The organism is Larkinella ripae, assembly GCF_054780775.1.
In genome coordinates, this window is the sequence record NZ_BAAGVR010000001.1 from 768,458 (window position 1) to 781,003 (window position 12,546).

The window sequence follows — 12,546 nt, forward strand, 5'->3', positions numbered from 1 at the left end:
GGTAACTCATTCAGCCAGCCTTTTTTCCAGAACGATGGTGGTGTGGCCGCCCGCGTTGGCGATGGTGCCGATGATGTCGAAACCGTGCCGCAGGTTCAGAATGAGCATGTCGCGCCATTGGTTGCGGGTGTGTGTCCGAACGGCCTGAAAACCGCCTTCCCGGCACCAGTCGTGTTGTTGCCGCATCAGTTCGCCCGCGATGCCCTGCCGCCGGTAATCCGGATTCACGCAACCCAGCCAACTGTAGAAATGCCCCGGTTTGCGCTGATAACCCATTTTATATCCGACCACCGTCTGCTGATCGAGGGCCAGAATCGTCAGCAGATTCCGGTTTTGTACCTCGCGGAATTCCTGAAGAAGTTCTTCCGCCGTCTGGCCGGAGAAAACACGGAGGTGAAGTTGACTAATTTCCCCCAGAATCCGTTCGGGCGGAAAACCGTGGTATCTTTCATAGCGGAGCTGCATTCTACAAAAGTGCAGAAATTGAACTGGCTTTTTTAGCCAACGGCCCGCAAACAAAAGGAAGATGAAAAGAAGTTCTTATTTCTCGGGACATTTTTTGCAATGATTCCCCTTCTTTTTCCATTTTTTGCAGCACTTTTTAAACACACAGTCCATGCCACCCATGAGCGGATTGGTACCGGGTTCCGGGGATTTTTCTGCTAAAAAGGAGAATTCAAACGATTTTTCGGTCAATTCGATCATGGCGCTTTCAACGTTGCAAAACAAAAGTAGGACTTATTTAGAATAAGTACAAATATCATTTTTTTGTTAAAAGCACCCGCGAACTAAATGAACCGAAAATGACGCTCAAAACTACCTTCCAACCGCTCAACCGGTTTCGGCCTTACGCGCCTTTTTTACTCCGGCTGGCGTTCGGCTATCAATTGTTTGACGTGGTCGGGCACACGGCTCTCCACCCCACCGAAGGAATTCCGGGGTATGCCGACTGGCTGAAAAGTCTGGGGTTTCCGTTGCCGCTGGTGAGCGCAACGGTATCGGCTTATACCGAATTTTTCGGGGCCATTCTGATGGTTGTTGGCCTTTGGACGCGCTGGGCGGCTTTTTTCCTGATGATTAACTTCATCTTTGCCGTTTTCATGGGGCACATCGTCATTCAGGATACCTACAAGAATACGTTTCCTGCGCTCAACCTGCTGGCGATGAGCGTCTTTCTGCTCTTAAATGGTCCCGGAAAACCGTCTATCGACGAAGGAATCCGCCCCCACTGAATTTAAAGGTCAAATTCGCCGGTTAGATACAATTTCACCTGACCGCCAATTTCAACCCGGTCGCCGACCAGTTTGCAGCGCAGGTAACCGCCCCGCTTGGAAACCTGCCGGGCGATCAGGTCTGTCTTCCCCAGTCTTTCGGCCCAGTACGGGATCAGGGTGGTGTGAGCCGAACCCGTCACCGGGTCTTCGTCAATTCCGGATTGCGGGCCAAAAAACCGGGAAACGAAGTCGATAGGCCCGTTTTCGGTGGAATTTCCGGGGGCCGTCACAATGACACCCCGCGCCGGAATCGTCGCCAGTTCCCGGAAGTCGGGCTGCATGTCCAGAATCTGCTGTTCATTCTCAAACACAATCAGGTAGTCGGTTTTTCCTTTCAAGACCTCCACCGGTTTATTACCGCCCAGACTGGTTTCCAGCGCCGGCGGCTGAATCGCGAGGTGCGTGTGATCGACCGGAAAATCGAGAATCAGCCAGTCGTCCTCGCGCCGAACGTTCAGAATACCGCTCCGGGAGTCAAATGAAATCGCGTCGCCGTCAACGGCTTTTTCCAGAAAAAATACCACATAGGCCGACGCCAGCGTGGCATGGCCGCACAGATCGACCTCCACCGCCGGTGTGAACCACCGGATGTGAAACAGCCCGTTGTCGGGGTCGATGGGCACATAAAAAGCGGTTTCGGCCAAGTTGTTTTCAGCCGCGATTGCCTGCATGGTTTCGTCGGGCAACCATTCCGTCAATGGACAGATGGCGGCCGGATTGCCCCCAAAAAGCTGGTTGGTAAAAGCGTCAAGTTGATAAAGGCGAAAAGGCATGATGGTTTAGGTTTTCAGCGGGTCGCTAATGACAGGTGATTTTCTAACTCTTTTACGTGCGACAGCCTGAAGTCGGCGATCGACGCCAGTTTCAGCGTGGCGATGTCAAATTTAGGATCATCAAACTCATAATCAGCCGGAACCGAAACCGTCAGCATGTCGGCGGCATGGGCCGATTTCAGACCATTGCCCGAATCTTCGAAAGCCACGCAAAAGCGCGGATCAATGCCTAGTTTGCGGGCGGTTCCCAGGTAGACGTCCGGATGCGGTTTATTGCGTTTTTCGAGCGTTGCCGAATGCCAGAGCTTGAAATAAGACCGGATGTTCAGCCGGTCGATGACGACTTCGATCAGGTGCATGGGCGAAGCCGAAGCAATCGCCATCGGAATGCCCCGTTCCTGAAACAAGTCCAGAATGCCCGGTACGCCCGGCATCGGTCCCGCGTGTTTCCCAATGGCGTCGTAAGCGCCCTGAATAATATCCGCATTCACGTCGTCCAGACTCCGGTTGTGCCACGGCTGCTTTTCATACCAATACCGCACCACGGCGTCGGTCGGCAAACCGGTGGTGCGCTTGCACATTTCGTCGTCCATTTCCAGCCCCACCGTGCGAAAAACCTCAATCTCCACTTCCCGCCAGAACGGCTCCGAATCGACCAGAAGGCCGTCCATGTCAAATATTGCTGCCTGAATCATTCGTTTTTTTCGGTATTCAGTTTACGGTTTTTGGTTTACGGTAAGCGGTTATAGTGGTGGATGTTAATCGGGAACATCGCCCCATTGCGGTGTCAATTCCGATCGGCCACGGGTCTAACGAACGTTAGCGTTAGCCACCGTAAACCAAAAACCGTATCCCGTAAACTATTTAAATATCTGCCTGGCGAAACGGTTTGACATCAACCCGCTCCCAAACTTTTCCTGTCAGATAAACTTCGTTCTGCAACCAGTCGTTCAACTGGTCTTCAGAATCAAAATCCAGCAGCATCATGGAACCGATCATTTTTCCGGCCGGGTCCAGCAAAGCGCCACCGAGGACAAAGTGACCGGCGGTTTTCAGTCGGCGGGCGCCATCGAAGTGCTGAGCTCGCACGGCCAGCCGCCGATCGTGAGCCTGCTCGTCCGTATAATCGTAAGCGTGAATCACATACTGCATAAATTACCAGCAAAACCATCAAAAGGGCTACCTCTATCCGGCAATCGAAACTTGTTTTCGGCCAAATCTAACCCTTTTCCCATTTTCTCGCTAATTTCATAGCCTAAAAGCGCAAAAGCCTCAGATTCATCAATGAAACAATTACTTATCGGCCTGGGTTGGCTGCTAACCAGCCACGCAACCGCCCAGACTCCAACCCCCAATCCGCCCCTGCTTACCGTTGAAAAAATCATGCAGGACCCGAAAGGCTGGATTGGTACGTCGCCATCGGCCATTTTCTGGTCGGAAGATTCCAAAACCATTTACTTCAACTGGAATCCGGCGAAAGCAAAAGCCGATTCACTCTACAAAATTGTGCTGACCGGTGACCGCAAACCGCTGAAAGTCACCCCCGCCGAACGGCTGATGTTACCCCCGGCAACGGGCGGCATCTACAACCGCACCCGCACGCTAAAACTCTACGAAAAAGACGGCGATTTGTTTCTACTCGACTGCAAACCGGCCAAAAACGGCCCGCTGTCCGTGCGCCAGCTTACCAACACCGTCGAGCGGGAGAGCAATCCGGCCTTTAGCGGAAATGAGCAACAGGTCGTATTTGCCCGCGCCAACAATTTATTTACGATCACGCTGGCCACCGGCGAACTGACGCAGGTCACGAACCTCGACACCAGTACGAAAAAAACCACTCCCAAAGTCAACGAGCAGGAAACCTGGCTCAAGCGCGATCAGCTGGCCCTGTTTGACGTGTTGAAGGAACGCAAAGCAAAAAAAGACGAAGGTGAAAAAATCACCAAAACCGGGCAACCCAAACGCCCGAAGCAGTTTTATACCGAGGGTCGCACCGTGCAAAACCCGCAGCTCAGTCCCGACGGACGGTTTGTTACGTTCTCCCTTGGCAAATCTGCGCAGGGCGCCAAAACCGCCATCGTACCGAGCTATGTCACGGAATCCGGTTTTACGGAAGACCTCAGCGCCCGCACCAAAGTCGGAGCGCCGTTTTCCAGTTCTGAATTTTACGTGTATGACCGTCAGCGGGATACCATTCAGGCGGTTTCGACCAAAACCATTCCGGGCATTACCGATTTGCCGGACTACGCCAGAACCCTGAGCGCACCGGTGCCCGACAGCAGCAACCGACGCGGGCCGTCGGCCGCCGAAGCCCTGGTGGCCGACACCGTGAAGAAGGAAAAAAAACCGGCCGAACGCAGTGTAACCGTGAGCGGGCCGATCTGGTCGGAAGATGGCAACTACGCCGTGGTCATCGTCCGGGCTTTGGACAACAAGGATCGCTGGATCATGCGGCTCGATCCGGCCACCCGCCAGCTAATACCGCTGGATCGGCAGCGTGACGAAGCCTGGATCAACGGCTCCGGCGGGTCGGCAGCCACCACCGGTTTTCTGGCCGATAACCGGACGTTTTATTTTCTGTCCGAAGCCGATGGCTACGCCCACCTGTATACCGTCGATGTGGCAACGGGCCAGAAGAAACAGTTGACTAAGGGGAAGTTTGAGGTTCAGCAGGTCCACTTGTCAAACGATAAAAAGTTTTTTTACCTGACCACCAACGAAGTGCATCCCGGTGAGCAGCATTTTTACCGCATGGCGATCAACGGCGGAGAACGCACCCAGCTCACCACCCTGACCGGAGCCAACGACGTTACGCTTTCGCCCGATGAAACAAAGCTGGCCATTCGCTATTCGTACAGCAACAAACCGTGGGAGTTGTTTTTAACGACCCATGACGGGGCGGCCGCGCGGCCCACAAGCGTGAACAAGGGCCGGAAGAGAGCGCCGTCGGCTACGGCCCCGGTTCAACTGACGCATTCGCTAACCCCTGAATTTCAGGCGTATCCCTGGCGCGATCCGGCGGTTGTTACCATTCCGGCCCGCGACGGACAAACCATTTACGGGCGGCTTTACAAACCCGCCAAGCCCAACGGAAAAGCCGTCGTGTTTGTGCACGGCGCGGGCTACCTGCAAAATGCGCACAAATGGTGGAGTCAGTATTTCCGCGAATACATGTTTCATAACCTGCTGGCCGACAAAGGCTATACGGTTTTAGACATCGACTACCGGGCCAGTTCGGGCTACGGGCGCGACTGGCGAACCGGCATCTACCGGCACATGGGCGGCAAGGATTTAACGGACAACGTCGATGCGGCTCAGTGGCTGGTTAAAACGCAGGGTGTCGATGCCAAACGGATCGGGCTGTATGGCGGTTCTTACGGCGGTTTTATTACGCTGATGGCGATGTTTACGACGCCCGATGTCTTTGCCGCCGGGGCGGCTCTGCGGCCCGTTACCGACTGGGCCGCCTACAACCACGGCTACACGGCCAACATTCTGAACGAACCGTTTACCGACACGCTGGCCTACCGGCGCAGTTCACCGATTTACTTCGCCAACGGCCTGAAAGGCCATCTGCTGATTTGCCACGGAATGGTGGATGTGAACGTGCATTACCAGGATGTGGTGCGGCTCACGCAGCGGTTGATCGAACTGCGCAAAGAAAACTGGGAAGTAGCTTCGTATCCGGTTGAAGATCACGCTTTTGTGGAACCCACCAGTTGGATGGACGAATACAAGCGGATCTTAAAATTATTTGAAGAACGACTGTAACTGACACGAACCAAGCGCTTTGCCGCGTTGTTATAAAAATAGGCGGTTTCGGTCCGAAAACCGCCCTTTCCATCTTTTTTCTTAACTCATTCGCATGACCATTAACCGCAAGGAGTTCCTGCTGTCGCTCCTCCTGTCGACTACGCTATTTCTGTCGGGCTGCAAAACCTCCGAAAACGGAAAAGAGCCGGAACCCGAACCCGATACGTATCTCGTCAGCAGTGCCGAAATCACGTCATTGACTAAGGCTCAGTTGGCGACGCAGATCAGCCAGAACCTGGCGGGCCAGTACCAATCCCTGTTGTCGAGCTTCCTGCGCTACGACGTTAAGGTCTATAAACTGGTTTATAACACCAAATTACCCGACGGAACCGCTACCAAAGCCTCCGGAGCCGTGATTGTTCCGGCGGCACCCACCGCCGTTCCGATCCTGAGCCAGCAGCACGGCACGATTCTGAATGAGGCCGATGCGCCTTCCAGTTTCGGCCCGAACAGCGATGCCGCTTTTGGAGGTACGCTGTTTGCGGCAACCGGTTTCATTCTGGTTTGTCCGGATTACATCGGGTATGGCGAGTCCAAAGCCATTCCGCACACGTACGAACACCGCGAAGGCCTGGCCACGGCTTCGCTGGATATGCTCCGGGCCGCGAAGGAATTTATCCGGAAAAATTCAATCAAATGGGATGAGCGCGTGTTTCTGACCGGTTATTCGGAAGGTGGTTTTGCGACCATGTCGTTGCAGAAAAAAATTGAAGAAGAATTTCCGTCCGAATTTACGTTGACCGCTTCCAGCGTCGGGTCGGGGGCCTATCACAAATCGGCGTTCATGAAATACATCATCAACGAAAAAACGCACGGCAATACCAGCTACAACAATTTGTACTTATGGACGCTGGTGACCTACAACGACTTGTATAAGCTGAATAAACCGATGAGCTATTACCTGAAAGAACCGTATGCGTCGCAGGCAACCCAGAACAGCCGGAGCGCCCAGATCAATGTCAGCATCAGCGATGCCTTTACGGACACTTTTAAAAAAGCCATCAACGACGGAACGGAGACCGGTTTTCTGAATGCCGTAAAAGACAACGATGTCTACGACTGGAAACCGAAAACACCCACGTATCTCTTTCACGGCACTGCCGACAACCTGGTGTTCTTTTTCAATACGCAGGACGCCTACGACGCCATGAAAAAGCGGCAGGCTGCCAGCGTCGAAATCAGACCGCTCGCCGGTAAAACCCACAGCAGCGCCGTTACAGATTACCTGATCAATACGTATCTTTTGTTCACCGGTCTTCAGTAGGGCAATCGGTCGCGGTTTTCCGGCTATAAAATCCTCCCGAAACGGAGGATTTTTTGTTGTTACCCAACATTTAGCGCTCTGCGTGGTTATAGAGACAAGACTCATATATCATACCAACCAAAGTCATGAAAAAATTGTGGATAGCAGCCTTGCTGGCCGTGTTCGGTTTTACAGCAAATGCACAGACCGTGAAAGAGGAAGCGAAGGAAACCGCGCACCATGCCGGCCAAACTGTTAAAAAAGCGGCTGATGAAGTAGGTGATGAAACCCGGGAGACGAAGCAGGAAGTGAAGCAGAAAGCCAAAAAAGCGGGACGGAAAATCGATAAAGCGGCTGATGATGTAGGTGACGAAGTCCGGGAAACGAGCAAAGAAACGAAGCAGAAAGCACGCGAAGCAAAACGCAAAACCGGCAAAAAAGTAGAGAAAGCCGGCGAGAAGATGCAGGAAAATTAGTCACTAGTCGAAATGCTACAGTGAAGAGCGGAGAAACCGGGGCCATGTGTTCCGGTTTCTCCGCTTTTTTTGGTCTTTATTAGCCAGTTTCAAGGCTTCAAGGTAGCCGATAAATTTCTTAAGCATTGAATAAAAGAATAGCCTTTTATACTTTATGGTTGAAAACCAATTGATCAACCGCCCAGGCTATTGAAATGAGCCCTTACAAAATTTTTATCAGCTACAGCAGCCAAAATACGCATACGGCTCAATTGATTTTAGCCAACCTTCAGGAGAGATTCGCCCATGAAGTTAAATTCTATTTATCCGGAAATGACATTGGTGGCGGAGACCGCTGGATGGAAGAACTTAAAGCGAATATTCTGGACAGCGATGCCGTTCTCAGCCTGGTAACACCGAGTTTTAACAAGGGAGAATGGTTTTTTATTGAGTGGACCTATTTCTGGCTATTCGAAAAACCGATTTACCTGTTATTAACGGAAAAAGTCGAAAAATACAGCTTAAAAGGACCTTTGTCCACGCTTCAATACACGGAGCTGAATGACCTGCCGTCCATGCAGCGTTTGCTTCAACGCCTGCACACCAAGATTACGGGCGCTCCTCCCGAAAATCGTTCGCTTTACGATGAGTCTATTCGGGAATTGATTCAAAGCGCCATCCAGAAACTGGAGGAAGAAGAGTTAAATTCGTATGAAATTTACCGCCATCACGACACCCCGCTCCCGTCGGACTTCCCTGAAATTGAAAAAATTCTGACTTATTTTTATCAGTTAGGGGATACCAGTGAAGTCATAAACCTTATTTCACGACTTCAGGATCGCACGAAAGGCGAAGTGGCGCTTGTTGCCCTTGAAAAGGGGCAGCTGGATGTAATGAAAGCGCTCTATCAGAGCATTGATCTGTCAGAGCCGCTTTATACTCTTTCCACTAAAATGGTCGACAAAAACGGATTCGACCGGGAAGAAGTGTATGAGATAGTAAGCATTATCGGCCAAAAAAATCAGGCTGCCAGTGCAAAACTAGCCGAATACATGATCAATAATTCTAAATCTGAAAACACCCTGTTCCCGTTCGTTATTGAAAACATACACAATAAGAACGGTTTGGAGCGGGTTTTACTGGAATACTTAAAGAAAGCAAAACCGGATATAGACATTCTGTTTACTATACTGACTAAACTGATTGACAAACCAGAAACGTATGCCATCCCGGCTTTAAAAAAATTGGCAGAGCATGCACCTCATTTACGAGAACCACTACGTCAGCGGATCGAGCAAGTGGCTGCTGATAACAAGGTTAAGAAAGTGCTTGCGTGGCTAAATGAAAACATCGGCAATCAAGATGCGTAATCACCCTAAAAAATCGTTCGGTATTTGCACCCTCCACACCTTTCCCCGCCAGTTGTCGTATGAATTGTTCCGCGTTTATCAGGAAGCGCAAAAACTATACGACGACGTTTTATTGATCAATCCCCGGCGGGTGTCCTACCTATTCGTGCGGGACACGACAAAGCCGGTTATTCTCTATCAGGATACCGATATTTCTTCGCTGGATACGCTGCTGGTGCGAAGCACTAAAAACAGCGAAGCGGCCATCGCCATCCTGGTTCGGTCCCTCAAAAGTTGCGGCTGTGATATTCTGGACCCCATGGAGCGGTTTTCGGTCGGGAAAGCCTCTAAACTCCTCACCACCATCAGCCGGTTTCAGCGTGGTCTGGGCACCAGCACCTACATCAGCTTTACCCGCCCGGGCGCGCAGGCGCTGTTGCGAAAACTGGAGCAGGAAAACCGGTTTCCGCTGCTGAGCAAACCCGTCGCGGGCCGCCGAGGAGAGGGCGTCGAACTGATCGGCGACCGAATGGCCGGCCTGGATTGCATCGATCGGTATTTTGGCGCGGAAGAATACCTGGCGGACCCGTTTTACTTTCAGGATTTTGTCCAGTTTCAGCGGGAATATCGGGTGCTGGTGATCGACGGCGAGGCCATCGGGGTGGTAGAAAAACGAAAACCGGCGGGCCAGCTAACGGCCAATGCCGCTCAGGGCGGTGTATTTGTGGCCGTAGAGGCACCTGAGGTAGTCCGGACGGTTTTGCAGAATGTAAGCCATGAGGGCGCGCTGGGCGTCGATGTGGCTATTGATCAGGATTCGCAGGTGCACATCATCGAAACCAACCGCGCCCCGCAGTGGCAGGCTTTTGAAGAAGCCACCGGCCTGAACGTAGCCAAAATCCTGGTGGAACGCGCATTGAACCGCCAGAACCGCAGAAAATAGCAGAAAAAAAAGAGGATGCTCAGCATCCTCTTCCCGGTTTTATTTTCCCGTCATCTTCCTGATAAAAGCCGTTTCGGCGGGGATATACGGTTTTCCGTTTTCCCGGAAAATGTCGTGGAACCAGACCGGCGGCTCGGCCGTATATTGTTTCTGCCACGAATCCCAGGGATAAATGGTGTTCGATTTGCCCGACACAAACCCCCAGTTGATCATTCCGACCCGCTCGGTTTTGGCAATCGGCAACGCGCCTTCAAACGTGCTGCCCGCCGGACGCGCCATGTATTCCGTACAGATCAGCGGCCGGCCAAACTTCTGGAGATCGGCCACGCGCTTTTTGAAATCCTCCGGTTTTCCGTAGTTATGGAACGTAATGATGTCGGAATTCTGGACCAGAAACCGGTTCATGTCGTCCATCTTTTCGAGCGACGACCATTCGCCTTTCCACGGTCCGGATGTGATCGGTTGCGTCGGTTTGGCTTCGCGCGCCCAGCCAAAACCGGCTTTCACCAGTTCAACTCCCAGCTGCGATTTGTTGGGCAGTTCGGTTTTGATGGTGCCATTCCGGCCGTAGCTGTTGGCATTATCGTTGTCCGGTTCGTTGACGATATCCCAGGACAAAATCCGCTTGTCGGTCCGGAACGAACCCACCACGTCTTTTACGTAGCTGCGCAGGCTTTCCCATTGGGTTTTATCGCTCAGAATCGCCGAGCCGGGGCCCTGCACCCAGCCCGAATTATGGCGTCCCATAACCGGCGCGTGTTGCTTGCCCAGCTTCGGCTGCGGGTCCCAGCACGAATCGAACAACACCAGCATCGGCCGGATTTTGTGCTTGGCACAAAGCGCCAGAAACTGATCGAGCCGGTTTTTGAATCCTTTGGCATCCTGCCGCCAGACCATGTCGTGCAAAAAAACCCGCATGGTGTTCATGCCCAGGCTTTCGGCGTAGCCCAGCTCTTTGTCGATCGTTTTCGGATCAAAACTTTCGGCCTGCCACATTTCCAGCTGGTTGATGGCCGTTGCGGGCATGTAATTGCTCCCGACCAGCCAGGGCTGGCTTTTATACCAGTCGTTCGCCTGTTTGGCCGTCCACTGCTGCGCCATTGCCGAAACCGACCCGATCATCAGCAGAGCGATAAAAGCGGTTTTTATGTTTAGTCCCAATCTATTCTTCATCGTTTTCAAAGATCAATTTTGCGGGAATTCAATTCGTGACTATCAACTGTAAAGTGATGAATCATGAATATAAAAGGGGCTAAACGTGCCCGAAACACTTTTATATTCCTTATCCATCACTTTACATGTATCATTTCTCCAACCTTATTTCACCGAAAACCGGTATTCCGTCGTGGTTTTGTAGGTTTCGCCCGGTTTCAAAACCGTCGTCGGAAACGTTGGCTGGTTGGGCGAATCGGGGTAATGCTGGGTTTCCAGGCAGAAGGCATTCCGCTTTTCGTACGGTTTGCCGGTTTTTCCGGTGCGCTGGCCGTTCAGGAAGTTTCCGCCGTAAAACTGCACCCCCGGTTCGGTCGTCAGCACGTCCATGCTGATGCCGGTTTTGGGGGAGGTAACGGTGGCAATCAGCCGGGGCTGGGCGGTTTGGCCGCCGTTCAGCACGAAGTTATGGTCAAAACCGCCCCCGTTTTTAATTTGCGGATCGTCGGCATCCTGGCGGTAGCCGATGGCAACCGGTTTCCGCAGATCGAAGGGCGTACCTTCCACCGGCGCCAGTTCGCCGGTCGGAATCAGGGTTGCATCCACCGGCGTATAGCGGTCGGCCTTGATATGCACCAGATGATCGGCTACGGAACCGGAGCCTTCACCGTTCAGGTTGAAATAAGCGTGGTTGGTCAGGTTGACAACCGTCGCCTTGTCGGTCGTGGCCATGTACTCAATCTTGATTCCGTTGTCGTCGGTCAGCGTATAGGTCACATCGACGTTCAGCGTTCCCGGGTAATTTTCTTCGCCGTCGGCGGAGACGTAGTGCAATCTCAGGCCGTTGGTTCCCACCGGCGTGGCATCCCACATTTTGGCGTTAAAGCCCTTTTTGCCGCCGTGCAGCGAGTTAGGACCGTTGTTGGTGGCCAGCTTGTACGATTTCCCGTCGAGCGTAAACTGCCCCTTGCCGATCCGGTTGCCGTAGCGTCCCACCAGCGTTCCGAAGAAAGACTCATTCGCCACGTAATCGTCGATGCTGCTGTGCCCCAGGTTCACATCCACCAGCTTCCCGGTTTTGTCGGGCACCAGAATGCTGACAATCCGACCGCCGTAGTTCGTGATGGCGACTTTCATGCCGCTGGCGTTAGTCAAGACATACAAATCATTTTTTTTGCCTTCAATTTCTTTCTGAAAACGCGCTCGTTCGGGCAGGCCACCGGCTGAATCCGCGGCCGCAGTGCTTGTACTATCCGACATGGTTGAAGATTCTTGTTGCTTTTGGGAGTTATTACAACCGACCAGCATTCCGAGCAGGACGGCGGAGAGAAGGATTTGTTTCATAACCACGAAAGGTGTTGGGTTGCTTGGTACTACTGACTACCAATCCGATTTAAAAGTCGGGCGTCAAATATCAAACTTATTTTGGAAAAACGCATACTCCTACTCTTCCGCCGGATTTTCGGCGGTGTCGTTTGAGAGCATTAGGATGATTAAAAGGATTGAAGGATTGGCGACCCAACCCTTTTTTGCCGTTTTATCGG

General features: G+C 52.4%; 12 protein-coding genes. 6 read left to right on the forward strand and 6 right to left on the reverse strand.

Annotated elements, in window-relative coordinates:
* Positions 1-6: 6 nt before the first annotated feature.
* Positions 7-465 (reverse strand): GNAT family N-acetyltransferase, encoded by a 459-nt coding sequence (locus tag ACYVHX_RS03235; RefSeq protein ID WP_460670151.1) that lies wholly within the window; start codon positions 463-465, stop codon positions 7-9.
* 338 nt (positions 466-803) lie between these two features.
* Between ACYVHX_RS03235 and ACYVHX_RS03240 the strand changes: the two genes are divergently transcribed.
* Positions 804-1,232, forward strand: a complete 429-nt coding sequence (locus ACYVHX_RS03240; protein ID WP_460670152.1) for a DoxX family protein — start codon at positions 804-806, stop codon at positions 1,230-1,232.
* Between the two features lie 2 nt (positions 1,233-1,234).
* On the opposite strand, the gene ACYVHX_RS03245 is transcribed toward ACYVHX_RS03240, so the two are convergent.
* The 3 genes from ACYVHX_RS03245 to ACYVHX_RS03255 form a co-directional block, all read right to left on the reverse strand.
* A complete protein-coding gene (locus ACYVHX_RS03245; RefSeq protein WP_460670153.1) occupies positions 1,235-2,047 on the reverse strand; it encodes a PhzF family phenazine biosynthesis protein in 813 nt (270 codons plus the stop codon).
* A 14-nt stretch (positions 2,048-2,061) separates the two neighbouring features.
* Positions 2,062-2,742: a hexitol phosphatase HxpB gene (gene hxpB, locus ACYVHX_RS03250; protein WP_460670154.1), complete on the reverse strand. Its 681-nt coding sequence runs from the start codon at positions 2,740-2,742 to the stop codon at positions 2,062-2,064.
* A gap of 169 nt (positions 2,743-2,911) precedes the next feature.
* Complete coding sequence (locus tag ACYVHX_RS03255) at positions 2,912-3,199, reverse strand: YciI family protein (protein ID WP_460670155.1); 288 nt, start codon at positions 3,197-3,199, stop codon at positions 2,912-2,914.
* Between the two features lie 132 nt (positions 3,200-3,331).
* On the opposite strand from ACYVHX_RS03255, the gene ACYVHX_RS03260 reads away from it, so the two are divergent.
* The 5 genes from ACYVHX_RS03260 to ACYVHX_RS03280 all read left to right on the forward strand — a co-directional run bounded on the left by ACYVHX_RS03260 (position 3,332) and on the right by ACYVHX_RS03280 (position 9,850).
* On the forward strand, positions 3,332-5,818 hold the full coding sequence (locus ACYVHX_RS03260; RefSeq protein ID WP_460670156.1) for a S9 family peptidase: 2,487 nt from the start codon (positions 3,332-3,334) through the stop codon (positions 5,816-5,818).
* Positions 5,819-5,912: 94 nt separating this feature from the next.
* Positions 5,913-7,124 (forward strand): alpha/beta hydrolase family protein, encoded by a 1,212-nt coding sequence (locus tag ACYVHX_RS03265; protein WP_460670157.1) that lies wholly within the window; start codon positions 5,913-5,915, stop codon positions 7,122-7,124.
* Positions 7,125-7,249: 125 nt separating this feature from the next.
* On the forward strand, positions 7,250-7,579 hold the full coding sequence (locus ACYVHX_RS03270) for a hypothetical protein (protein ID WP_460670158.1): 330 nt from the start codon (positions 7,250-7,252) through the stop codon (positions 7,577-7,579).
* 194 nt (positions 7,580-7,773) lie between these two features.
* Entirely contained in the window at positions 7,774-8,928 is a 1,155-nt protein-coding gene (locus ACYVHX_RS03275; RefSeq protein WP_460670159.1) for a toll/interleukin-1 receptor domain-containing protein, read from the forward strand.
* Complete coding sequence (locus tag ACYVHX_RS03280; protein WP_460670160.1) at positions 8,921-9,850, forward strand: ATP-grasp domain-containing protein; 930 nt, start codon at positions 8,921-8,923, stop codon at positions 9,848-9,850. Before ACYVHX_RS03275 ends, ACYVHX_RS03280 begins: the two co-directional genes overlap by 8 nt.
* 39 nt (positions 9,851-9,889) lie before the next feature.
* On the opposite strand, the gene ACYVHX_RS03285 is transcribed toward ACYVHX_RS03280, so the two are convergent.
* A complete protein-coding gene (locus ACYVHX_RS03285; RefSeq protein ID WP_460670161.1) occupies positions 9,890-11,023 on the reverse strand; it encodes an endo-1,4-beta-xylanase in 1,134 nt (377 codons plus the stop codon).
* Positions 11,024-11,167: 144 nt separating this feature from the next.
* Positions 11,168-12,346, reverse strand: coding sequence for an aldose epimerase family protein (locus tag ACYVHX_RS03290; protein WP_460670162.1), 1,179 nt, complete (start codon positions 12,344-12,346; stop codon positions 11,168-11,170).
* Between the last annotated feature and the right edge of the window lie 200 nt (positions 12,347-12,546).